This window comes from Maribacter sp. IgM3_T14_3 (genome assembly GCF_049603095.1).
Lineage (GTDB): Bacteria > Bacteroidota > Bacteroidia > Flavobacteriales > Flavobacteriaceae > Maribacter.
The window spans coordinates 212061-237390 of record NZ_CP187138.1; the positions used below are offsets into that span (position 1 = coordinate 212061).

General features: G+C 34.8%; 25 protein-coding genes. 9 read left to right on the forward strand and 16 right to left on the reverse strand.

What is annotated here, in order from left to right; genetic code table 11:
• Nucleotides 1–70: 70 nt before the first annotated feature.
• The 5 genes from ACPF9A_RS01000 to ACPF9A_RS01020 form a co-directional block, all read right to left on the reverse strand.
• The gene (locus ACPF9A_RS01000; protein ID WP_424000825.1) at nt 71–724 is read right to left on the reverse strand and encodes a DUF2461 domain-containing protein; all 654 of its coding nucleotides are present in this window, start codon (nt 722–724) and stop codon (nt 71–73) included.
• Nucleotides 725–897: 173 nt separating this feature from the next.
• A complete protein-coding gene (locus tag ACPF9A_RS01005) occupies nt 898–1695 on the reverse strand; it encodes a TIGR00266 family protein (RefSeq protein WP_424000827.1) in 798 nt (265 codons plus the stop codon).
• Nucleotides 1696–1759: 64 nt separating this feature from the next.
• Nucleotides 1760–2524, reverse strand: coding sequence for a lysostaphin resistance A-like protein (locus tag ACPF9A_RS01010; RefSeq protein WP_424000829.1), 765 nt, complete (start codon nt 2522–2524; stop codon nt 1760–1762).
• Nucleotides 2525–2611: 87 nt separating this feature from the next.
• Nucleotides 2612–3121, reverse strand: a complete 510-nt coding sequence (locus ACPF9A_RS01015) for a hypothetical protein (protein WP_424000831.1) — start codon at nt 3119–3121, stop codon at nt 2612–2614.
• Between the two features lie 12 nt (nt 3122–3133).
• Nucleotides 3134–3589 (reverse strand): DUF4442 domain-containing protein, encoded by a 456-nt coding sequence (locus ACPF9A_RS01020; protein WP_424000833.1) that lies wholly within the window; start codon nt 3587–3589, stop codon nt 3134–3136.
• 191 nt (nt 3590–3780) lie between these two features.
• On the opposite strand from ACPF9A_RS01020, the gene ACPF9A_RS01025 reads away from it, so the two are divergent.
• The 8 genes from ACPF9A_RS01025 to ACPF9A_RS01060 all read left to right on the forward strand — a co-directional run bounded on the left by ACPF9A_RS01025 (nt 3781) and on the right by ACPF9A_RS01060 (nt 10837).
• Entirely contained in the window at nt 3781–4263 is a 483-nt protein-coding gene (locus tag ACPF9A_RS01025) for a DUF4870 domain-containing protein (protein WP_424000835.1), read from the forward strand.
• Between the two features lie 203 nt (nt 4264–4466).
• On the forward strand, nt 4467–4802 hold the full coding sequence (locus ACPF9A_RS01030; protein ID WP_424004393.1) for a PadR family transcriptional regulator: 336 nt from the start codon (nt 4467–4469) through the stop codon (nt 4800–4802).
• Between the two features lie 2 nt (nt 4803–4804).
• Entirely contained in the window at nt 4805–6601 is a 1797-nt protein-coding gene (locus ACPF9A_RS01035; RefSeq protein ID WP_424000837.1) for a PspC domain-containing protein, read from the forward strand.
• 113 nt (nt 6602–6714) lie between these two features.
• Entirely contained in the window at nt 6715–7446 is a 732-nt protein-coding gene (locus ACPF9A_RS01040) for a head GIN domain-containing protein (protein WP_424000839.1), read from the forward strand.
• A gap of 90 nt (nt 7447–7536) precedes the next feature.
• Nucleotides 7537–8550 (forward strand): dipeptide epimerase, encoded by a 1014-nt coding sequence (locus tag ACPF9A_RS01045; RefSeq protein WP_424000841.1) that lies wholly within the window; start codon nt 7537–7539, stop codon nt 8548–8550.
• Between the two features lie 115 nt (nt 8551–8665).
• Nucleotides 8666–9001, forward strand: coding sequence for a hypothetical protein (locus tag ACPF9A_RS01050; protein ID WP_424000843.1), 336 nt, complete (start codon nt 8666–8668; stop codon nt 8999–9001).
• 145 nt (nt 9002–9146) lie between these two features.
• Nucleotides 9147–10259, forward strand: a complete 1113-nt coding sequence (locus ACPF9A_RS01055) for an aminotransferase class I/II-fold pyridoxal phosphate-dependent enzyme (RefSeq protein WP_424000845.1) — start codon at nt 9147–9149, stop codon at nt 10257–10259.
• 131 nt (nt 10260–10390) lie between these two features.
• On the forward strand, nt 10391–10837 hold the full coding sequence (locus ACPF9A_RS01060) for a hypothetical protein (RefSeq protein WP_424000847.1): 447 nt from the start codon (nt 10391–10393) through the stop codon (nt 10835–10837).
• A 69-nt stretch (nt 10838–10906) separates the two neighbouring features.
• Here the strand turns inward: ACPF9A_RS01060 and trxB are convergent, their stop codons facing one another.
• Nucleotides 10907–11884 carry a thioredoxin-disulfide reductase gene (gene trxB, locus ACPF9A_RS01065; protein ID WP_424004395.1) on the reverse strand — a complete coding sequence of 326 codons (978 nt, stop codon included), beginning with the start codon at nt 11882–11884 and terminating at the stop codon, nt 10907–10909.
• 222 nt (nt 11885–12106) lie between these two features.
• Here trxB and ACPF9A_RS01070 point away from each other — a divergent pair, with 222 nt between their 5' ends.
• Complete coding sequence (locus tag ACPF9A_RS01070; RefSeq protein WP_424000849.1) at nt 12107–12802, forward strand: LytR/AlgR family response regulator transcription factor; 696 nt, start codon at nt 12107–12109, stop codon at nt 12800–12802.
• A gap of 7 nt (nt 12803–12809) precedes the next feature.
• Here ACPF9A_RS01070 and ACPF9A_RS01075 read toward each other — a convergent pair whose 3' ends face one another.
• From ACPF9A_RS01075 to ACPF9A_RS01120, 10 genes are all read right to left on the reverse strand, one after another.
• Nucleotides 12810–13946 (reverse strand): formylglycine-generating enzyme family protein, encoded by a 1137-nt coding sequence (locus ACPF9A_RS01075; RefSeq protein WP_424000851.1) that lies wholly within the window; start codon nt 13944–13946, stop codon nt 12810–12812.
• A 49-nt stretch (nt 13947–13995) separates the two neighbouring features.
• The gene (locus tag ACPF9A_RS01080; protein ID WP_424000853.1) at nt 13996–17187 is read right to left on the reverse strand and encodes a glycoside hydrolase family 2 TIM barrel-domain containing protein; all 3192 of its coding nucleotides are present in this window, start codon (nt 17185–17187) and stop codon (nt 13996–13998) included.
• A 228-nt stretch (nt 17188–17415) separates the two neighbouring features.
• Nucleotides 17416–18975: an arylsulfatase gene (locus ACPF9A_RS01085; protein WP_424000855.1), complete on the reverse strand. Its 1560-nt coding sequence runs from the start codon at nt 18973–18975 to the stop codon at nt 17416–17418.
• Between the two features lie 33 nt (nt 18976–19008).
• Nucleotides 19009–20142 (reverse strand): amidohydrolase, encoded by a 1134-nt coding sequence (locus ACPF9A_RS01090; protein ID WP_424000857.1) that lies wholly within the window; start codon nt 20140–20142, stop codon nt 19009–19011.
• 56 nt (nt 20143–20198) lie between these two features.
• On the reverse strand, nt 20199–20387 hold the full coding sequence (locus ACPF9A_RS01095; protein ID WP_424000859.1) for a hypothetical protein: 189 nt from the start codon (nt 20385–20387) through the stop codon (nt 20199–20201).
• Nucleotides 20388–20486: 99 nt separating this feature from the next.
• The gene (locus ACPF9A_RS01100) at nt 20487–21527 is read right to left on the reverse strand and encodes an alkane 1-monooxygenase (protein ID WP_424000861.1); all 1041 of its coding nucleotides are present in this window, start codon (nt 21525–21527) and stop codon (nt 20487–20489) included.
• A 239-nt stretch (nt 21528–21766) separates the two neighbouring features.
• A complete protein-coding gene (locus tag ACPF9A_RS01105; RefSeq protein WP_424000863.1) occupies nt 21767–23014 on the reverse strand; it encodes a hypothetical protein in 1248 nt (415 codons plus the stop codon).
• Nucleotides 23015–23116: 102 nt separating this feature from the next.
• Nucleotides 23117–23317: a hypothetical protein gene (locus ACPF9A_RS01110; RefSeq protein ID WP_424000865.1), complete on the reverse strand. Its 201-nt coding sequence runs from the start codon at nt 23315–23317 to the stop codon at nt 23117–23119.
• Nucleotides 23318–23431: 114 nt separating this feature from the next.
• Nucleotides 23432–24664 carry a hypothetical protein gene (locus ACPF9A_RS01115; RefSeq protein ID WP_424000867.1) on the reverse strand — a complete coding sequence of 411 codons (1233 nt, stop codon included), beginning with the start codon at nt 24662–24664 and terminating at the stop codon, nt 23432–23434.
• A gap of 95 nt (nt 24665–24759) precedes the next feature.
• Entirely contained in the window at nt 24760–25299 is a 540-nt protein-coding gene (locus ACPF9A_RS01120) for a hypothetical protein (protein ID WP_424000869.1), read from the reverse strand.
• Nucleotides 25300–25330 lie beyond the last annotated feature (31 nt).

The window sequence follows — 25330 nt, forward strand, 5'->3', positions numbered from 1 at the left end:
AAATATTTTAACCATTGATGTATAAATATACCTAGAATTGTAAAAATACCTCGCTAATAGAATGGAAATATTAAACCGTAATCGCTTTGTTCAAATAACGTCTAAAAGGGAGCATTTCTTTGTAAGCTTCAATTAAATCATCATCAAAATTGTCCTTGTAAGTTTCCTTAGTATCAAACTCATGAAAAACTGCAAAGGTTTTGTTTTTGAGCAATTCTATATGCTTATGATCTTTTGCAAAGCCTTTTGGGGCGTTTGTAAGTTTCGCATCTTCGAAAAGTCCGCCAAAGCGAGTTTTGAAGGATTTTTTGTTCAATATTTTGACAAAATCTTCCCCGTCGTAATCAATAGCATCACGTATGCTTCGTAATACTTTTGGTTCTGGTCGCCATAATCCGCCTGCGAAAACGCAACGTTCTATTCCTAGTTCAAAATAGAAATCTGCCGTCTTTGGCTTCTTGTCAAATCCTGCACCAAAATGATCTTTGTACACCGGTTTATTCGGGTGAAACATTAGATTATTATTAATACGGTTAATTCCTTTTTTACCGGGAGTATCATAGTATTCGTCATCAATAGCAGACAATCTAGTATTCATACTATTAAGCCAATCGATATATTCATCGCGTACTTGTTTATACCATTTACGATTGGCATCCATCCATTCCTTTGAATTGTTTTTCTGTAATTCTTTGAGAAATTCTATTTGATTTTTAAAACTCATTGGTTGGTTGTTGGTTGTTGGTTGTTGGTTGTTGGAAAATTAAAATACAAACTCAAGCTCAAAAATCAAATTCAAATTCAAATTCAAATTCAAGTTTAAGAGTCAAGTTCAAAAATCAAACTCAAATGTTTTTTAAACTTTGTACTTCGTACTTAATACTTTGTACCTAAATCCTAAAATCGATTATCTCCTCCAACAATGTCACCAAGTGTACCAAGAATACTTCCTTCTCCTTTATCTTTTCCACCTCTTGGTATCGATGCTAAAACTCTACCAGCTAATCTACTAAATGGTAGTGATTGAATATATACGGTACCCGGTCCGCGAAGGGTTGCGAAGAATAATCCTTCTCCACCGAAGACAGTATTTCTAATTCCGCCAACGAATTCAATATCGTAATCTACATCTTTGGTAAAACCAACGATACAACCGGTATCTACTTTTAGCACTTCACCTGGACCTAATGTTTTTTTAGCTAATGTTCCGCCGGCGTGAATAAAGGTCATTCCGTCGCCTTCTAATTTTTGCATGATAAAACCTTCGCCACCAAAGAGTCCGCGACCTAATTTTTTAGAAAACTCAATACCTACAGATACTCCTTGTGCTGCGCATAAAAAGGCATCTTTTTGGCATATAAAGCGACCGCCCATTTCAGATAAATCAATTGGAAGAATTTTACCAGGATACGGAGAAGCAAAACTCACTTTCTTTTTACCCTGACCTATATTTAAAAATGCCGTCATGAACAGACTCTCACCTGTCAACATTCTTTTTCCTGCTGAAAAAATCTTTCCTAAAACGCTATTGTCTTGATTGCTACCATCACCAAAAATGGTGCTCATTTTAATATCGGTATCCATCATCATAAAGCTACCAGCTTCGGCAACAACTGCCTCTTGCGGGTCTAGCTCTATTTCAACATATTGCATTTCTTCTCCAAAAATCTCGTAATCTATTTCGTGTGCGTTCATGTGTATATTGTTTTTGATTGATGTCTATAAGTTGATAGAAAGAAGGTTTTGTTACAACAATAGTTTAATTAGTAAGCGTTTTTACCTCTTTTAAAATCATATAAATACCTGCTGCCGAAATTAAATACAACAATAGTATAATTACAAACATTCTATGTGAAGAATCAAACATTTCAATGGTCGTAATCATTGCTAAAAAGTTATAACTACCATGTAGTAAAATATTAAGCCACAAGACTTTAGTTATATGATAGAGATACGCTAACAAAAGACCAGATGCAAAATATGCCAATAAGCCTTCAAGATTCCAGTGTATTAAAGCAAATAGAAAAGAAGAAACGACCAAAGCGAAAGCTAGCCCATATTGCTCCTTTAATTTTATGAAGATAATTTTTCGGTATAATATTTCTTCTGTAATTGGAGCTACAATTACTGCTCCAAATAAATAAACAATACTATGCAAACCATATTGAAATGGGTTTGTAAAAGCGAAGAAGCGAAGTTTAGATTGTAATAGCTCTATTATAAAAGGAATATCTAATGCCGATTGGAAAATAATACAAAACACTGCAAGAAGTAGTACATAGAATATTAGTATTGGGTTTACCTTTTTAAATGAAAAGTTTAAATGAATTCCGAATTGTTTTAATAAATAAGCTATACCAATCAGCGTAACTATTGGTATTGTTATTAAAGAAATAATGTCTACTTTCTCGTTGCTTAACCCGAGTTGCATTGTTGGCCAAAGTATTAAACCATGAAGTAGATGAATTAATACTAAAGCAAATAGAATTAAAAGAAATGACTTATGTTTTTGTATTAGTTGCATAATAGTAAAGTTTTATAAAACTAAATTCCCAATTTTATCGTTACTAATTAGTTGATTAAAGGAAGGTTTTGTTACAACTATGTCTAATTATTTTGAAAGCGATTTCAAAAATTGTTCTGCCTTTTGCGAACCAATAAGGTATTTCTCGCCATTTTTAAGTGTGAAAGTCACTCCTTCTTTCCCCTTTACATTATAAACAGTCCCGTACTTCTTATTTTTTCTGATTCCATAGCCTACAAAATCATAATCTGTAATTCGATGGTCCACAACATCACTCAAACGAATCACTTTTTTAAAAAATAACAGATGATTAATTCTTATTTCATTGTTTGATATGACAATCTTAAGTTTAGAGAATGCCAAAAATAAAATGGTAAGTATGTAAATCACTACGAATATAAATTGAACCATAGAAATTCTACCCGATATCCATGATATGCTTGCATTACCTGAATCATCGGGAGTATAACCGCCAAATACATATAGAATACTACCTACAATATTAAAAGCTGCTATAATTATTGGCGCAAGTATAATCAACCACAACCACCATTGGGTAAATTTCTGAGTTTCCTTAAACCGTATTTTTTCTTTCATACTATTTAAAACTTACCTCTTCAACCTCAACGTCCACTCAAACTTAAAGGTACTTACCACTACTCCATCAGTATTTACTCCGACAGATTTCATCCAAACGGTTTGTCCTTCTCCGGTGGCAATAGTTTTATCTAGAGCTTCTTTAATTAGGTGCCCATCTTCACATGTAAATGTAATTCTACCTGTGGCTTTCTTTGAAAAATTAGCGGTGTTGTTCGCTACCAACATCGAAATTTTCTTTCCAGATGCTTCAATTTGATCTATCATTAAAGCCCCTGTTGTCAATTCTGCGGCCATACCTTGTACTGCCCAAAACATCGAATTAAACGGATTCTGATTAAACCATCGGTGCTTTACCGTTACTACTGAACGGTTTTTATCTAATTCTCTTAAACGTACCCCGCACCACCATGCTGACGGTAGTTTAAAAAATGAGAACATGTTGATTTTACTAGCTGTTACCGCCATATTATCTTATAATTTTTATAAAAATAGCCATTATTAACAGCATACTCAAATGTTAATATATTGTTAAATATTAGTACTATGCGTTACATAGTACCTTTTTTTAGCCATATATTTGCATAGGAAGTTAATAGGTTATCAACGTAATTGGCTTTTACATAGTTTTAAAATCAATCATCATCAACGAACCAATCATGACAGAATCAGTAACAAAACACGAAAGAAATCTCTCTGCATTAATACATGCAAGTACGTTCTCTAAATTCTTTTTTCCGTTCGGGAACTTCATCATTCCTCTAGTATTATGGACGGCAAGTAAAAAGGAATATGAATTTGTAGATCATAACGGTAAACAAGCGCTGAATTTTCAAATTAGCATACTCCTTTACTCTATTCTTGTAGGTATGGTCAGTATTCCTTTTTTCTTAGGCGGCTTTCGACCCAATATTTTTGACTTTGATCATTTCAGCTTTTCAAATATTCACAGTTTCAATAACATCAATTTTAATTTTGATTCTGACGACTTTTTTGGTCCGTGGATGATTCCAATTGCATTATTGGGTCTAGCACAATCAGCCTTATTTATTATCAATATCGTGTATACCATTTTAGCTACTATAAAAACAAATGAAGGTGAAGTTTTTGAATATCCCTTCACTATAAAATTTATAAAATAGAATCATCAGTTACTTTAAATCAGGGTATTCATCACACCCTTAGGAGTTTATTAATCAATCAAAAATCAATCAGGATGTTTATTCACCCGCCCTGAGCTTGTCGAAGGGTCAAACAAAAAACGAACAGTTAATCTATGCAGACAACAGAGACGATGGAGCAATCCCCTCCGAAAACGGGACTGCATAAAAAGCAAAAAGAGATTATGAATGTAGAAAATACAAAAGCGCAAATGCGTAAAGGGGTTTTGGAGTATTGTATCCTGTCCATTTTAAATGGGCATGATAAATATGCTTCTGAAATCTTAGAAACGCTTAAAGATGCTAAAATGCTTGTAGTGGAAGGTACTATCTATCCGCTACTGACCAGATTAAAGAATGCAGGTCTTCTAAACTACCGTTGGGAAGAATCTACTTCTGGACCGCCACGTAAATACTATACCCTAACCGAGACCGGTAAACTTTTTCTTAAAGAATTAGATACCACTTGGGACGAATTAAGAAAAGCCACCAACCTGGTAACCAACTCAAAAAACAGCTAATCATGAACAAAACAGTAAATATAAATTTAGCAAACATGCTCTTCCATATAGATGAGGAGGCATATAATATAATGCGCAGGTATTTAGAATCTGTAAAACGTTCTTTTGCCAACACGCCTGGCAGCGATGAGATCATTGCTGATATAGAAGCTCGTATAGCCGAACTTTTTCATGATAAATTAGAAAATGAAAGACAGGTAATTACGCAAAAAGAGGTCGATCAAGTTATTGCCATTATGGGGCAGCCCGAAGATTATATGGTCGATGAAGATATCTTTGAAGATGAGCCTAGAACCAAAACTTCTTCTTCGACTAAAGAAAGAGTAAAGAAATTATATAGAGATACCGAGAAGAAATATGTTGCCGGTGTTTCTTCTGGTTTAGCGCATTACTTCGGTATTGATCCGTTATGGATTCGCTTACTCTGGATTTTCTTGACCATTTTCACTTGGGGCGGATTTATCTTTATATACGGTTTGCTTTGGATCCTAATTCCTGAAGCGAAAACTACTGCTCAAAAATTAGACATGAGCGGCGAGACAGTAAACATCAGCAATATTGAGCGTAAAGTTAAAGAGGGTTTTGATGACGTAGCGGATCGTGTAAAAAGTGTTGACTATGAAAAAGTAGGCAATACCGTCAAAAAAGGAGGCAAAACAATTTTTGACACTTTTGGAGATATTGTAATGTTCCTTTTTAAAATCTTTGGCAAGTTTATTGGTATTCTTTTAGTTATTATTGGTGCCGCTACATTAATAGGTCTTTTTGTAGGTATGTTTACAGTTGGTATTTTAGATATCATTCATGTACCTGGTATTGATTTCTATAATGTAGTTAACTCTACCAACTTACCTATTTGGGTTGTATCGTTATTAGCATTTTTTGCCATTGGTATTCCGTTTTTCTTCTTAATGTACTTAGGATTAAAAATATTGGTAAACAACCTGAAGTCTATTGGTATTGTTGCTAAATTTTCTTTATTAGGTTTATGGCTGATCTCCATTATATGTTTGGTCGTCTTTGGTATTAGAGAAGCTGCAGCACATGCGTACACAGGTAGCACTTCTGTAGAAAGTGAAATAACTTCTATCATGCCTACGGATACTTTAAATATAAGGTTAGTATCGACAGATGAGTACGATTATGAAAAGGATATGCACATGGGCGATACCTTTATTTCTTATGATGAAGCCGGTAATAAAGTTTTGGTTTCTGATGATGTTAGATTCCGTATTCGGAAGTCGCAAGACACTATAGTTCGTGTTCAAATCAGAAAAGAAGCTGACGGTCCGTCGAATAGAGAAGCAAAAGATATTGCTAGCCAAATAATCTATGAATATGAGGTAAATGGTACTACTATCTCTTTTAATGACTTTTTGACCACACAGGGACCTAAGTTTAAAGATCAAGAAGTACGTGTTAATATATTCTTGCCAGTAGGTACCGTTTTAACTTATGACCAGACAAATTCTAGAGATTGGATTACGACTGTTAATACAGACAGAGATGTTGAAGGTCTAGAAGGCTACATTTGGAAAATGACCGAAAGCGGAGAGCTTGAATGTCAAGATTGTCCTGAATTTATTGAAATGGAAGATGAAGATGATGATACGGGTTCTAATCGCATCAATATCAACGAAAATGGCATCGATATCAATATCAATGATAATGGCGATAAAGGAAAAATCATTATCAACGAAAACGGAATTGACATTGACGTAAATGATAACGGAGAATCGTTTAAAATAAAGTTAGATGAGAATGGTGTAAAAGTGAATACCAACGATAGTATCAACTAATTACAGTTCAGACATCTTAAACAACAGTTCAGTCTTTATAAATAGAAAAGGAGTTAAAAAACAATCATTTTTACATCATCATAAAACAATAATCAATCAAAAAACGAACAATCATGACAACATTAGTAAGAATAACAGTAGCACTCGTATTAGCCCTATTACTTTCATCGTGTGGCTTTGATATCAACTTCGGAGATTTTGGATCTGGCGAAAAAGGTAACGGCGTAGTCGTTGAAGAAACCAGAGAGATTACCGGTGAATTTACAGAAGTATCAGCTTCTGAAGGTTTAGATGTATTTGTTACCCAAGGTGCAGACTTTGATATTGCCGTTGAAGCAGATGAAAATATCATTGACCTAATTGGAACAGATATTAAAAATGGAAAATTAAAAATTCACTGTATCGAAAACATTGGTCGCTCTACTAAAAAGATATATGTAACAATGCCTAATGTAACTTCATTGTCTGCATCAAGCGGTGCTCACTTAACTACCGAAAATAAAATTCAGTCAGATAAATTAGAGGTCGATGCTAGTAGCGGTGCCATTATCAATGCAAATGTATTTGTAACCAATATGGATATAGATGCTAGTAGCGGTGCAAATATCTCTTTAGAAGGTACAGCAAAAGAAGTGTATGTAGACGCAAGTAGCGGTGCAAATATTAGAGCTAAAGACTTATCAACTTTAGTAGCTACGGCAGATGCCAGTAGTGGTGCAAATATAAGTATCGATGTTACCGAGAATTTAACCGCAGAAGCTTCTAGTGGTGGTAATATCTCATATAAAGGTGACCCATCTGTACAAAAGAACAAATCAGTTTCTGGTAGCGTGCACAAATACTAAAAATTACATCAATCAATTCAACTTTAAAACCCACTGAAATATCAGTGGGTTTTCATTTTTTTGTCTATACCTAATCTGTATATTAGTAGTATGCAAGTACACTTAAAGAAATATACATTACCGTTAAAGCACACCTTCAGTATCTCAAGAGAATCTCATGATTTCCAAGATACAATGATTGCTTCTTTAACTTTAGACGGAAAAACAGGATATGGGGAGGCGACCTCTAATCCGTACTACAAAATTACTACTCAGAGCATGTTGGACGAAATCAACGCCATATCGTCTGAAATTGAAAATTTTGAATTCACAAAACCTGAAGTTTTTCATGCATTTTTAGTGAGTAAGGGTTTATCAAATTTTGCCATTTGTGCTTTAGACTTGGCTGCATATGATCTTTATGGAAAATTACTAGGTAAACCATTATATGAAATTTGGGGTACCAGCATTGAGAAATACCCAACCACAAATTACACTATTGGTATTGCTTCTATTGACATTATGTTAGCTAAAATGCAAGAGATGCCATGGCCTATCTATAAAATTAAATTAGGTACTAGCGATGATGTTGCTATTGTTCGTGAATTACGAAAACATACCGATGCCATTTTTAGAATAGATGCCAACTGCGCTTGGACGGCACAAGAGACCATACACAATGCTCCACTTTTAAAAGAATTGGGAGTAGAATTTTTAGAACAGCCATTAAAGGCAGATGATTGGTCGGGTATGGAAGAGGTCATGCACCATAGCGTGTTACCGGTAATCGCAGATGAAAGTTGTATTGTAGAGAGTGATGTTGAAAAATGTGCGCTTCATTTCAGTGGTATAAATATTAAATTGACCAAGTGCGGCGGACTCACCCCTGCCCTACGCATGATAAAAAAAGCTAAAGAATTAGGCATAAGTGTTATGGTTGGCTGTATGACCGAATCTACAGTGGGTATTTCTGCTATTGCGCAATTGAGTCCGCAATTAGATTATGTAGATATGGATGGCGCTTTGTTATTAAAAAGTGATATTGCAACGGGAGTTCATATTGAACCTGACGGGAAAGTTATCTTCCCCAAACTAGCCGGTAGCGGTGTTCAATTGTTGGCATAAATGTAAAAAGACTTTCAAAATGATATTTGACATTTTTAAGAAGAAAAGAAGAAATCACCAGTCCGTAGCTGTAAGATTGACACACATTATGAATCAGCGACCGAATAATCTTCATATGATAATTTATATCAAAGACCAGATACTTTTTCAAGTAATGCCTGCAAAAAACTTTAAGGACAAAGGATTGAATGCTCAAAATCCAAACGACTTTGTTGCTATTCACTTCTTCAACAAGAACAAGACCCTGACATTTGATAAGTTGGAGAAGTTTAAAAGCCCCGACCTTGAAAAAGAATACTTCCACTATGAAGAACCAAAAGGAAACTTCAACTACTTAAAGATAATAGGACAAAACCCAATTGAAATAGAAAAAGAGCTTTATGCAAACTTCAAAGATATTTATGATTTGGACGATTTGAGGGAAATAACAATTGACTACGCAGACTATTAAAAAATGAAAACACTAAAGCCAACAAAGGTGTATAGCCAATAGGGCATTAAGAAATAAATTGAAAATCCTGTTCTTTGAGCAGGCAACGCCAAAACAAATTTTTGACGTTTACCAATAAAGAAAATTAAAAGTAAAAACGTTTGTTTTGGCTTGGTGGAAAACCGAAAGTGAAGTACTTAGAATCTGCCCTATTGTCCATACACACAATGTTAGACTGATGTATACAATTGATGGATTTCCCGATAGAATTATTGCCATTGAAGGTAAAGAATACCTATACTTTGGCGGCACCTCGTATTTAGGATTACAAACTGATGCCGAGTTTCAATCGTTGTTCATCAATAATATTAAAAAATACGGCACTGCATATAGTGCTTCCCGCAAATCAAATATTAGAATATCAATCTTTGATGAAGTAGACGCCTATCTAGCTAAAATAATTGGTAGTGAAGCTTGCGTGACCATGTCTTCTGGTTATCTCGCCGGTCAGTTGGTGTGCAACTATTTTAGTCAACCCGATTATCAATTATTCTATGCGCCACATACGCATTCTGCCTTATTTAAAAATCAGCAAGAACTATTTGCAAGCTGGACCGAGCTAGAAAATGCTATCAAACAGAACTCTAACAAGACAGTTATACTCTTTTTAGATAGTATCGATTTTCACGGAGATAATTTTCCCGATTACAACTTTCTTAAAAATCTACCGCTGAAAGATATAATTCTAGTCGTAGATGATTCTCACGGAATAGGCATTACCGGAGAAAATGGTGGAGGTAGTTTCAAATTGCTACAATCATTAGCAACAAAAGAACTTTTGGTTTCTTGCTCTTTAGGTAAAGGGTTTGGTATTCAAGCTGGAGCGATATTTGGCAGCAATAATATGATTAATGCGTTAAAAAATACACAGTTTTTTGGCGGAGCTAGTCCCGCAACACCTGCTTCTTTAGCAACTTTAAAAGATGCTAGTTCACTTATCGCAACTAAAAGAAAACAATTGGCAGAAAATATGGATCTATTCTTGAAAAACATATCAAATAGGTCTCTTTTTGTCTATGCGGAAGGGCATCCGACCTTTATTTTTCAAAATGAAATCCTTGCCAATTATCTGCAAGAAAATGGTATCATAGTTACTAATTTCAGGTATCCGACAGAAAATGATTCCCTCATGAGTCGTATAGTTTTAAGCGCTTCTCATACTAATGAGGACATTTCAAGGCTTTGCAATATTCTTAACTCCTTCCCAATAAAATCATAGTTACATTGTAAATATCTAACTTTCATTATGTTATTCGTAATTATTGATATTATTTATTATTAAATTCTGATATTTAATTCGTATCTTTTTACTACAAATTCAACTCTTATATTAACTAACACCTTACCACTATGAAAAAATTTATAGGATTGGTATTGTTGATGCTCATATTGGTATCAGCTGCCTCAACAAATTCCATCAACGAAAATTACATGCATACCATTCAAGGTACTTGGGAACTGGAAAGTTTTTATAATTATGACGGCCAGCAAGTAATTGATACCGTACCAACTGCCGATGGGTATCGACAGGTTAAAATGTACTACAATGGTAAAATTATGTGGAGCAGATATGTACCGGTTGACAAAATTGGTAGATTCGGTTACGGCACTTATTCCATTACCGACGACAGACTAATGGAAACGTTAGAATATGGTGATAATGAAATGATCCAAGCTATGGATACCATGCGTATTTTTACTTTTGAACTACAACTTGGCGATGACAAATTCAGTCAGATAAGCTTAGACGAAGAAGGCAATAGAACCTTCTCTGAAAACTATGTTAGAATAGATTAACTCAATTTTTGCAACAAAAAAAAGAGCCCATTCTAACGAATGGGCTCTTTTATATTTTATACTATAGTACTAGTACTTATCTGCAATTGCTTCTTCAACAGAACCAATTGTTGCCAAGTAGCGTTCTGCATCTAATGCGGCCATACAGCCTGATCCTGCAGCAGTAACTGCTTGTCTATACTCTTTATCTTGAGCATCGCCACTAGCGAAGACCCCTGGTAAGTTAGTTTTGGTAGATTTTCCTTTTGTAATTAGGTAACCCGTCTCGTCCATATCTAATTGACCTTTGAATATATCGGTATTTGGTTTGTGCCCAATCGCAATAAATATTCCGGTGATTGCAATTTCTTCTTTCTCACCTGTTTGGTTATTTACCATACGTAAACCTTCAACAACTTGGTCACCTAGAACTTCATCTACTTCGGTATTGTAACGTACTTCAATATTTTTAAGGCTGTTAACTCTGTGTTGCATTGCTTTCGAAGCTCTCATTTCGTCTTTACGAACCAACATGGTCACTTTATTACAAATGTTAGCCAAATACGAAGCTTCTTCTGCTGCCGTATCACCAGCACCAACGATTGCTACATCTTGTCCTTTATAGAAAAAGCCATCACAAACCGCACAAGCAGATACTCCGCCGCCACGTAAGCGTTGCTCACTAGGTATATTCAAATATTTAGCGGTAGCACCTGTAGAAATAATAATAGTTTCAGCTTCTATTTGCTTTTCACCATCGGCAACAACTTTATGAATACCTCCTTTTTCTTTTGAAAACTCTACTGAAGTAATCATACCAATTCTAACTTCGGTACCAAAACGTTCTGCTTGCTGTTGCAATTGCACCATCATCGTAGGGCCATCGATACCTTCTGGGTATCCTGGAAAGTTATCTACTTCAGTTGTGGTGGTCAATTGACCGCCCGGCTCCATACCTGTATACATCAGAGGTTTTAAATCTGCTCGGGCAGCATAAATAGCTGCAGTATAACCGGCAGGGCCAGATCCTATAATTAATGTTTTTACACGTTCTATTTTATCAGACATCATATCAAGTGGTTCAATTCTTATTCTCTTTTACAAAAGTAGGTTTTTGAGCTAAAAACTTACAATATAGTTATCAAAAGTTTTTATATGATAATTAGCAATGAAGATAACTATTTAGTACTTTTCGGATGTTTTTACAACTTTTAGTTTGCATTAAAATTGATGAAAATGAACCTTCCCCCATTCTTTACGTATGTATACTAGAACTTATATCGATAATGAATGAAAACTTTTAAATGCGCTATAATAGAAGATTCTAACACACAAAGAAAACTTCTTGAGCAAATTATTGAGAAAAATAAAAACCTGAAGCTATTACATTCTTCTAGTGCTAGCTCTGAAAGTTTAGCAGAGGTCAATGCTTTGAAATTAGATTTCTTATTTCTTGACATTGAAATGCCTGTTATGAACGGATTCGAATTTTTAGCCGGATTAACAATTCATCCTCAAGTTATTATCACTAGTAAAGAGCAGAAATATGCTCTTGAGGCCTTTGAATTCAATGTTACCGATTTTCTATTGAAACCCTTTAGTACTGCTCGGTTCGATTCTGCCATAAGTAAAGCTATTGACAACATAAAATCTGTAAAAATTAAGCAACCGGAGAGCAAATTAGTGGTAAAACACAACCTGAAGCAGGTGGAGCTTAATGTGCACGGAATTTTATTTGTCGAAGCTTTGGGCGATTATGTAAAAGTGGTGACCGAAGAACGTAACTATATTATTCTCTCTACCATGAATGCTTTTAATAAAAGACTTGGATCAGAGAATTTTATTCGAATTCATAAATCGTACATCATTAATTTAAAAATGGTGGAGCGCTACAATCATGAATTCATTGAAATAAAGAACAAGAAAATTCCTATCAGCCGAGCCAAAATAGTTGAACTCGACCGTCTTCTAAATTGTATCGAATAAATATTTCTTAGTTCTTTTCAAGCATATGTACCGTTGCTACGGTTCTAAATCCGGTATGTTCTAAAGAAGAATCCATACTAGAGCCCATTCTTGCAGATACTCTGTAACTAGCGCAATATGATGCACTACATAAAAAAGAACCGCCTTTAATAACGCGTTCTTTTGCTAGTGGGTTATTTGGTGTAAACGGAGCTACTGCTCCCGCAGGATTTATTAAAACCGTATTTCTATCCGATATCTCTTTATAGTAATTGGTATTATACCAATCGCTCGTCCACTCCCAAACATTGCCTGCCATGTCATAAAGACCATATGCATTTGGAGGATATGATTTTACCGGAGCACGAAGTTCGAAACCGTCTGCTATTATATTCTCTACAGGAAATTCACCTTCCCAAGTATTTGCTTTTTCCTTTAAAACAGATTCATCATCACCCCAATTATAAATAGTACCATAAGAACCTGCTCTAGATGCCAGCTCCCACTCTGCCTCTGTTGGCAAACGTCTATTTGCCCATTCGCAATATGCCAAAGCATCTTCATAAGATACTTGAACTACCGGGTAATTATCTTTGCCTTTAATAGTACTTTTTGGTCCGTTTGGATGTTTCCAATCCGCACCAATCGTCCAGTTCCACCACTGTGAAAAGTCGTATAGATTCGGGACTGTTGATTTTGCTTTTTTAAATGTCAATGATCCTGGTTGTAATATAGAATCGTGTGGTTTTTCGGTACCTGGTGGAACCTGTTTCTTAAGTTCTTCCCACTCTATTCCTTTTTCGGCAACCGTTATATAGCCCGTAGCTTTTACAAATGCCGCAAACTGAGCGTTGGTAACTTCTGTAGCATCCATAAAAAAACCATCGACAGTAACATCGATTGCCGGTTTTTCATGATCCATTGCCATTTTATCAGAATTTACGGCTCCTTGTTTAAAAGTTGTACCAGAAACCCAAACCATACCATCAGGAACAGCTACTCCTTCAGGTTTTTTGCTCAAAATCGTATGTTCCACTACCTGTGCGGTTTCTTCTACCTTTACTGCAACTTTTTCTTGGGCTTTGTTTTCTTTGGGTTCCGGCTTACAATTTACCATTCCTAAAAAAAATAAACCTAACCCTAAAACTTGTACACCTTTATTCATGGCTTAAATATACTTTCTACGTTTTAATTCATCTCTAAATAATCCGATTTTAACGAATAGGACTAATTACGTACTGAAATGAAAGGTTCTCTGGTTGAATCTGATATTTCTCCATCGGTAGTAATCCCCAGCTATTATCTCCACCAACACCCATTTGACTATGGTCAATATTGATATTGATTAAATCTCTTGTTGGTATATCATAAGTGTGCTGCTGTCTTTTCTGCATACCTTCATCAAAATCTGAATTCAACTGATGATGCGCACTGAAAGAGAATAATTCTGGAGCAGTGATTTTTATTCCTTTTCCTTGCTTATTTTCAAATGATAAGGTTCTGATATCTGTTCTGTTCCCATTCTCTTGCGGACGAATATATTTAAAATACAAATCGGAGACATTGGCATCATACACGCCTACCAAAGCAGACGTATTACGATCTAAATAATTTTCGTGTTCTCCTCTACCATACCATTCTACCTGATTGTAGCTGTTATCAATGATTAGATTATTACCGAATCTTGGCATAATCGGCAAATAGCTGCTAATTCCTTTTAACTCGGTGCTTACTAATATTTCGCCCTTAGTATTTATAATATAGGTTACATTTACTTGACCATTTACAGATGGTAATTCGTAATCTGCGCTCAACTTTAAGTCTTTTCTAATTTTAAACGGATTAGCAGTTAGCTTAACAGCATCTATAATCTTTTTACCCTCATTTGAGTTCACTTCTAAACTCATGATATTTTGGGTATCGGTAGCTTCTTTCCATTTCTTTAAAAGTTTAGGCATATTATAACCATAATCATTATCATTTGGTGCTCTCCAGAAATTTACTGTCGGCCCTTTTTGTAATAGATTCCCTTGACCATAATCGATAGATGATAAGGTACCGTCTTTACTGTTGAAACCGATTTCAAATCCATCACCTTTTATAATAATAGCCTCATCAATTTTAGTAACCACTAATCCGTCAATATTCTCCTCGAATATAGAAGGGTTGAAATTTGTTAACTGAAACTGCTCATATGCCAACAAATAATCTGCTGGTATTAAAGCACTTTCATTCTTTGTAGTCATATAAACATTCAAATGGTATTCAGAACCTGTATTTGCTAATTCTGGTAAGTCTATTTGAACTTCTTTAGTTTCATACGGAGCAATATCTACATCTGCCAAATGCCCTTGCCCTACTTCTACTCCATTTTCTAACAATCTCCAAGAAAAAGCATATTCAGATAAGTTGGTGAAATCATACATGTTCTTTAAACTAATTTTTCCTGATTTCGGATTCTCAGCTTTAAACTTCACATATTGATATACTTTCTTCACTTCATATAAAGCCGGATGCGCAGAACGATCAGGATCAACTAATCCGTTCAAGCAGAAGTTATTATCATTCTGTAATTCTGCTCCGCCTAAATCACCACCAAAGGCATAAAACTCAACACCATCTTCATTGGTCGCTTTTAGACCTTGGTCTACCCAATCCCAAATAAAACCACCTTGCAAAACATCATACTTTTCAATAGCATCCCAATACTCTTGTAAATTTCCAACGCTATTCCCCATCGCATGTGCATATTCGCATTGAATCAAAGGTCTCTTCGGATTATTCTCTGCATAAGCGATAGTTTGGTCAACCCTAGAATACATTGGTGCCTGAATATCTGTATTCGAGAAATTGGTAGCTCCTTCATACTGTACTGGTCTGGTAGTATCATGTGCCTTTAACCAGTCATAGGTATCAAAAAGGTTTTGACCATTACCGGCTTCATTTCCTAATGACCAAGTTACAATCGAAGTATAATTTTTATCGCGTTCGAACATGCGAATCGTTCTGTCTAAATGCATTTCTCTCCACTCTGGGCGATATGCTGGGTGAATGGCAATTGCTTCTTCATCACCATCTAAACCTTGGTTAGTGGCTCCCATTCCATGAATTTCAATGTTAGCTTCATCAACTACATAAAACCCGTATTTATCTGCCATTCTATAGAAAAACTCATTTTTAGGATAGTGACTACAACGAATGGAATTGATATTGTTTTGCTTCATCACCTCCATATCTTTCAAAGTAATTTCTTCACTAATAACGTGACCGGTTATTTCGTCATGATCATGTAGGTTTACCCCTTTTATTAATACAGGCATTCCGTTAACCAAAAACTGATTGTTCTTAATTTCGATTTTTCTGAATCCGATTTTAGAACTAATCGCTTCAGTAGTATTTCCTTTTTTATCCTTGAACGTAAAAAGTAATGTGTATAGATTCGGCTTTTCAGCATTCCATGTTTTTACATTGGGGATTTCTTGAGCGAACTTTACCGTAGTTGTACCTTCAACTACATCTATTTTCTGGTCTACTTTAAATACTTCTTTAGCACCATCTAATAAGGTAATTTCTACTTGAGCACCTTTTTGCTTCTTGCCCGTATTTTCTAATTTTAAATTTAAACTGAATTTACCGTTGGTATACGTATCATCTAAATCTGCCACCACCGTGTAATCTTTTATGGTCGCTTTATTGGTCGCATACAAATACACATCTCTGTCTATACCACTTAAACGCCAAAAATCTTGATCTTCTAAATAGCTGGCATCTGACCAACGTAATACCTGTACCGACAAATCATTTTTGCCTGCTTTCAGGTATTTAGAGATGTTGAATTCTGCAGGTGTTTTACTGCCTTCGCTATACCCGACCATTTGTCCGTTTACATAAACATACATGGCACCGCTTACACCGCCAAAATGCAAATACACTTCTTTACCATCCCAGTTTTCAGGAGTTTCAAAACTACGCTTATAGCTGCCTACGGAGTTGATATCATGAGGAATAAATGGCGGATTCTTAGGGAAAGGATACACTACATTTGTGTAAATCGGTGTACCATGACCTTTAAGTTCCCAATTAGATGGTACCGTAATTTTATCCCACCCTGAGGTATCGAAACCTGCATTGAAAAAAGTAGTTGGGCGTTCTGGTACGCTTGCCGCATAGTTAAAATCCCACTCCCCATTTAAAGACTGATAGAATGATGAATTTTCCCAACTTTCATTTGCTAAAGCCGACGTTGCATTTTCATATCGATATAAAGATGCTGTTGGATCTTCGCGATTAATTTGAAATATTTCAGGATTCTCCCACTCCGGATTTTCCCATTTTGGTGCTTGCGAGTAACCTAATACCGTAAATAAAAAGAATCCAAAAAGGCAAGTTTTAATACTGTTTTTCATGTTCTAATAGTTCTATATTGGTAATTCTAGACCAACACGAAATTCATTAAAATAGTAATGATTTCGCATTTTATCCTATTGCAATTATCGAAATTCTCATTTTAGCACCTGAATATTTCTGATACTACGAATTGTTCCATCCTTGCAAAATACAATTAAACTTGCGAATTTAAAAAGGAAAACAAGCTGCAAGCCATATAAAGTCTTGTGCAAAGGCATGCCATAATCCTAATTACTTAATAATCCGTTTTCTAGCAGTGGAATTTGAAAACGTTCGGTCTCTGGTTTGGTGTGTTCTTTTTTGAATATTGCCGCTGCTTTTTCTAATATCTCAGGATGATCTAAAGCTATATTATTCTTTTCTGTAGGGTCGCTCTTCAAATTATATAGCTCTAAGGTTGGTTGCTCATCATCTTTTAAATGCTGACGAATTACTTTAAAATCACCCATTCTAATAGCTACTTGTCCGCCATATTCTGGGAACTCCCAATACATAAACTCATGCGCTACTTGATTGTCTTCACCTAACAACGTAGGCAAAAAGCTAATTCCATCTGTAGCTGGTTTTTCAAAATCTAGCAAATCTGCAAAAGTCGCCAACATATCGTAATGTGCAGAGGCATGGTCGCTTGTAGTACTCGGCTTTATTTTGCCTGGCCAAGTAAAAAATGTAGGCACTCTAATTCCGCCTTCGTATACAAATCCTTTTCCCCTACCATACTTTCCATCAAATGGTTTTGCGCTTTCAAAAAATGTAGGATCTGCACCACCTGCATAACTTGGTCCGTTATCTGACGTAAATACAATCAGTGTATTTTCATAAATTCCTTCGTCCTTTAACTGCTTCACCAACTTACCCACGTTCTCATCAAAATAAGAAACCATGGCGGCATACGCTGCATGGGGAGTCTGATGCGAAAAATAACCGTTACCCTCACCGGACAAATACGGTTCTTCTGGTCCGAATTTCTCCACATAATAATCTACCCAACGCTGCGGAGCTTGTAATGCCACATGCGGAATGGGAGTTGCCCAATACAAGAAAAACGAATTGTCTTTATTCTCTGTCACAAAACCAGTAAGCTCTTTGAACATTAAATCGGGCGCATAATCTGTTAACGTATAGTCTTTATAACTATCAGGATTCTTTGGATCTAACCCTTTTGGAAAGGGTGAACTTGGTGCAACGGTATCATTCGCCAAATGAACGCGGTTTCTGTTCTTATACAAATGCAACGGATAATAGGTATGCGCCTGTCGCTGGCAATTGAATCCGTAGAAAAAATCGAAGCCCATTTCGTTTGGTATGGAGTGTGTATGTGGTGCACCTAATCCCCATTTACCAACTAAACCAGTCTTATATCCTTCTTCTTTTAAGTAATTAGCAATGGTCTTGGTTCCTTTCGGAACTGGTCTTTGCCCCTCTAAGGTGGAATCTTTTGCCATTGCAATATAATCCCACACATCGCCACGGTCGTTCCACTCATCATTACCCCGTATAAAAGAATTGCCTGCGTGCTTACCGGTCAAAAACATATATCTGGCAGGTGCGCAAACGGGAGCACTAGAGTAATGCTGTGTAAAAATGATGCCTTGTTTTGATAAGGCATCTATATTCGGCGTTTCCATTTTCTCTTGCCCAAAAGCACCTATTTCGGCATAGCCTAAATCATCGGCTAGTATGTAAATGATATTTGGTTTTTGCGCTATTGGCTCCTCAATTTTCTTTTCATCTTGACAGGAAAAGAGCTGAATAGCTACAAAGAATAATAGAAAGGAATTTTTCATTTTAGTCGGATAGGTTTGTTGTCTTAAAGATACCTATTTTCCTAAAATATCGGTAATCAAACCTTTAAACATCAAAAGTCCCGTATCTATGAGCTCATCGGGAAAATCGTAATCAGAATGATGCAATGCAGGCTGATCTTCCCCAGCTCCTAATCCGAAAATGGCACTTTTATATTTTGACGAAAACCACCCAAAATCTTCTCCGAATTTTAATGACTTCGGATGCTTAACTAACTCAACCTGATTAAGATTTGCTACTTTTTCAATCAAAGCAACACACTCGCTATTATTATCGGAAGCCGGAAAAAACTCGAACCAATCTATTCCTGCTTTTAATTTATGAGTGTTTGAAATTTCACTTACAGCTTGTTTTATTTTACCTTCTAAAACATTCATTACTTCACCGCTCCAAGTTCGAATGGTATAATGTAATGCTGCATTTTCGGGAGAAATTCCGTAATTCTTCTCCCCTAAATCGATACAAATAGGAGTTAGCAGCGCAAAGTCTTTATTGTTAGCATTTGAGTTCGCAAACGTATCAAATACTTGAATTAATTCTGCAACCGCCATTGCCGGGTTCACTCCGTTTTCTGGCTCAGAAGCATGAGCTTTATTTCCTTTTAAATGAATTTTAAAGCTTTGCACCGTAGCTGTAAAGAAACCTAATTTTACAATGACAGAATGCATCTCTTCTCCAGGTAAATTATGAAGGGCAAAAACATAATCAGGATCAAGGTTTAGAAATCGTTCATCTTCTAAAACCTTAGCAGCACCTTTTCCTGTTTCTTCTGCCGGTTGAAAAAGTAATACTACTTTTCCATTTTTAAACTTAGCTTTTGACAACCACTCAGCTAAACCCGCTACTATTGTCATGTGACCATCATGACCACATTTATGCGATACTCCGTAATTATCAGATGTATGCGCAAATGTATTTTCTTCAATTATCGGCAAGGCATCCAGCTCACAACGAATAGTAATGGTTGGTCCGTTTTCTTCAAATTCATATACAACTGCAAGCCCTGCCCCACCTATATTATTTATAATTTCCGTAGGGTTATATTGCTTTACAAATTCAACAATACGTTTTGCTGTACTATGCTCTTTACCTGAAAGCTCAGGGTTTTGGTGTAGTTGTTTTCTAAGCTGAACCAAGGTTTTATTCATATCATAAATATAGCTTGATTATCGCTAGACTAGAAATTACAAATTGCTTTTTAAAACTAAATCTTACGGTTATTTTTCATTTCGTAGACTGCATATAAAATGAGACCAACAGAGCATAATCCCATACCTAACGGTGATAAAAAACCATAGTTCATATTAGCATTGGTCAGCTCTATAATTACTGTTGTTATTAGAATTAAAAGCCCAAGAAGACTTACCGTTAAAGAAATGTGTTTAATGTTCATTTTATCTTTTTTTTAGAGCTAACCTATTTAAAATTAGTTGTTCTTATTGTTATCAAAAAAATTATCTTAATATTTCAGAAGTTCGGCAGATTAATACTATCAGACTATCATATCTTTTGGTATTCTCTTATTCATAATGGCAAACCACAATGGCGGACATAAAGAGAGTACCATAGATGTAGGATATCCATAAGCCATTTGCGGACTCTCATCGTGGCAATCTAATATTTGATATTTTTTTGAAGATTTATAATGGTGATCGCTGTGTCTGGTTAACTCATACAAAACAATTCGCCCAACTACGTGGTTAGAGTTCCATGAGTGCATTTCGCGAACACGCTCATATCTACCAGATTTGGTTTTATGTCGCAATAAACCATAATGTTCAATATAGTTTACGGTTTCAAGCATAATGAAACCAACGATACCCGCTAAAAGTCCAAACAATAGCACTTTAGGACTGAAGAAAAATAATATAGAACCTAAATACAACATCTGGAAAAATGTATACCAAAGCATATCGTTTTTAAAAGAAAAAAAGCCTTGATTATTACTCTTCAATAGTCTTTTCTGAATTTTCCATGCATTAAAGTATTGCCGAATACTTGAGGTGAACCAAAATGAATACACGCTTTGATTGTACTTGGCAGTAGCCGGATCTTCAGGTGTTGCGGCATGCAAATGATGCCCGAAATTATGTTCGATATAAAAATGCATGTAAAAGCTAGGTAGTAGTAAAGCCTTGCCTGTAAAACACTCGTTGGTACTCTGTCGATGACCGAGTTCGTGGGCAACATTTATTCCGTTAGTACCCAAAACAATACCTACAGAAAAAATTAAACCTAAAAACTCATACGTAGCCAAGTTTTGGGTATTCACAGTGTAAAAACCCCATAATAACAACCCAATAATAACCGGTAAGTTGAGATAGAGAAGCCAATCAAAAACTTTTCGTTTTAGTTTATCTTCTACTTCGTTTTCATCTAAATTGGAAGTTTCAACAGGAAGTAAGATTTCTAATATCGGAATAATTACAAATGCATAAAAAGGCGTTAGAAAGGTGAAAATTCCTTTAAAATATAAACCCATAAAAGCAACTAAGGGCAAAGAAAATGCAGCTAGGTATTTCAAGTCTTTCATAGATGTTACAGTGATTTAATTTATCAAGAGAGCAAGAGTTATATCGTGTTTATTTTAATCTGTAATAAGCTTAATGACAGCTGACTAAAGCTAAGCAATTTACTTTAATTACAGTTTTGATTCTATCTGAATATTGGAAACAACCTATAGAATAAAAAAAGACTACCAATTACATATCGAGTGTTCTAATTTACCGTAAAAGCCTATTATTAAATTTTAGTCCATAATTAAAATTTCAATCAGCGATTATAAGGATACTCATTTACCCAGTTAAAGCCTCTAGATGTAAGTCTAAAGTCTTTTTTATCTAATCGTTTTGTTTCACAAAATATAGTATCCTTTCTAAATACACCACTTATATTTAATGTGGAATCTGTTTTTTTATAATCTAAAACATACATAGCTGTAGAGTCTCTATACTCTGTTAAAATTATTTTATTTTGAACAGTATCTATTTTTGAATTTAATCCATATCTACCTTTAGCCATAGTTGAAAATTGAATAGAATTTGAATATTCAAAAAATACATGACGCCATCTTTTGTCATCATTCAATATTGGTGGTATGGTGTCTTGATTCCGGATAAACAGATTTACTTCATACAACCCATACAACTCTGGCTTTTCTACTTTAGGGCGATTAGTACCTAAGCCATAGCTTAAAGAATCAAATAATAAAAAAAGTACGATTGCCCATTTTAAAATGTTGGCTCCCAATATCCATTTCTTAGATTTATAAGGACTTTTAAACTTTTTTTCATTAGTAGGTTTATTAAGGATAATTAAATTAAATAACCGTTTTAGATCAGGCGAGACTACTATAATTGACATTAGCAGAAGCTGTGATGAATAGAGCTTAACAGGAACATCAAAAAAGAAATTTATTGCTACAATATTTGCCGTTACTGGTATTAAAATAAGTCCTCCCAATAATGTAGTTCTTCTATGAAAAAGCAAAATACCGCCAATTAATTCTGCTAATCCAATAAATAGATTATAGCCTTTTGAATGTCCTAAAAATGTCCATGCCATGCCCATTGGTGATGAATCTCCATATGGTTGTAGTAATCTCCAAAATGCTATTTCCCCAAATTGTAAAGGAATAACTTTAATAATACCATAAAGTATCATTGTTGAGCCCAAAAAATATCTTACGAGTACTAAGAACCAATAATTTAGTTTTTCATAACTCCTGTCTTTTTTAACTAATAATGACCATATAATAGAACCTACTACAGCTATTATAAAAATAAAGACCAGTAAAACATAATCATAAGTTTTATCTCCACTCCCACTTTCATGAAATTTTATAGGTTCTTCTAGTTTTAACACATGCTCCCCTAGCCAAAGAACTATAGTATGATAAACATTGGGAATGAGTTCTTCAAGTAAATCAAATTTTGGTAAAACATCTAGAGGGAAAGGAAATATCAGAAGGATGAAGAATATGACTAAAAATTTAAATAAAAATTTATTATTTGTAATCATATACTGAAACTTTTAAAATTCTTCAATCAACTTATAACTACTAATATAGTACAAAAAAACCATCACTGAAAAGTGATGGTTTTGATCTAAAATTTATTAAAACTAAGATTCAGTTTTCTTTTTCTTTTCTTTTTTCATGTAACCAATAGCCCAAATAAATAGACCCAAGGGTAATATGATATCGATAGATTCGTAAACTGAACTTAGTGCTTCAATAACATAATATTTCTTTGAAATGAAAAATATCGCCCCAATTATTATAAGCGTGAAACCGATGATTTCTAATGTATTTTTCTTTTCCATTTTTTTATTTTTTTAATTGCAAGATTCAAAATATTTGGCGGACTGTGTAAACATGACCTAGCCTTTAAATATGGTACTTTATGAGTTGTTTGTTATAGCCATTGTCAGCAAAAATTATTCTGTATTCAGTTGAAATTTTTGAGCTCTTCCATTAGAGTTTCGCACAACAATTTCATACTCTCCTTGTCTTAAAACTAAGTTTATGAATTCAGTTTTATTCTCAACTTCTAAAATATCCATGGGAATAGCAGTTTTTATATCCTCTCCTTTTTTATAAGCCAAAACCATTATTGGATAATCCATTTCTATATTTTTCAAATTCAACTTAATCATTTTATTACCGTTCTTAATAAGCCAATTTGGTCTTCCATTTTCAAACACTGTATTTGGATGTAAAATAGCAATGTCAGACCAGCTTTCTCCTCGTACATATTCCATGGGATTTCCTTCTTTGTCTATTAGAGCAATCGCTTCCGTCAGTTTTAAAGCTTTCAATAATGGATGATTAAATTCAGGCTTGCTTTTTTCGGTGTAAAGAACTTGATATATTGTCAAAGGGTCGATTCCTGTAAATTCGGTTAGTCTACCTGCCATAGCTTTACCCCAAGATTCGTAATTTCCTTCTAAAGCATGTGCGTAACCACAATGAATTATAAATTTTTCATTCGGGCGTTCTTCAATCACTTTTTGAATATTTCTAGCCTGTTCAATTTCCCTTTCTGTCCCATTCACATCTGAAGTCTGTTCATAAGAAAATACATTGAATCCAATTTCGAGGGCAGACCTTACTAAATCTCCAAATTGCGGGTCGGTCATATAAAATCCTGATTTCTGAAGAGGATATTTACGCTTGTTTAATAATGAATCTTTATTGGAACCATTGTCTAAATCTTCAAAACCAATGTTTGAGTATCCATTTTTGTAAAGTTTTTTTAAAAGTGATTTTGTAAAAACTCTGTGACTAGAGTTATGATGAGCTTCATTGATTATTAAAAGTTTATATTCTTTAGATTGTTTAACTATAAGGTTTACGGCATTAACTTTCTTGTATTTTTCATTTATAGAATCAATTTCTGAAATTGTATAGGCTGTATCTCTTGTTCCCGTTGCTAAATCCCATGTCGATAAAGCGTTTTGATAATCGCCTTTTGAGGCATATTCAGATGCACCCATTTGATACTTAAATCCTGTGAACCTTGGGTCGGTTAATGTATCCGATAGAATTTTATCCTCAATCTCGGAATTAAACATGTATTCAGTTTCGAAATCAATTTCCTCAATTACTCGTTTCTCCTTCTTGCACCCAACCACTAATAATATTAAAATACTCGCTAAAAGGTTTTTCATAATTTTTGTTAACGGTTTATGTAAGCGCCGTACGGAGGCAAGGAAATTTTTCGTTTCCGTCTACACACGAAGCTAAAGCTTATTGTTTCCGGTAGTTATTTTGGCATAAACTTGCTATGGTCAGATTCCTTAAATTCTTTGGTAACCACTTTTTCTTTTTTCAACTCGGAAATTATATCACTTGAGTTAGATGTTTTTTTAACTTCAATCGGCACCTTATTTTTTGATGTTAAACCTGCTATCTTTTTGGGATGTTTTTTTTGAAATGTAAATAATGGAATTGTAATAAATGCCAACAAAATAGTTGCACTAATTATCCCAAATACTAATGAATTCTGAAATAGTATAACAATTGCCAGTACCGAGAATATAACCCCCCAATACTGCATTGGAATCCAAAAAAGGCTATGATTGTTTTTTATTTTTAATCTTTCACCTGACTGCTCATCAATTACTATCCTTTCATTTTTTGAGTTCCATTTTTTTCCAAATAACCAACTAAATATACCAGCTACAAATAATGAAACTATAAACCCGTAATCTCTCATTCCATCAGGAAAAATTGAAATGCAAACAAAAAGAGTAGCAATTAAAACTAAAACAGAGAGAAACCCTCTCCCAGACCATATAATCATACTATAAATATTAATTTTTGCCTACTTCCAT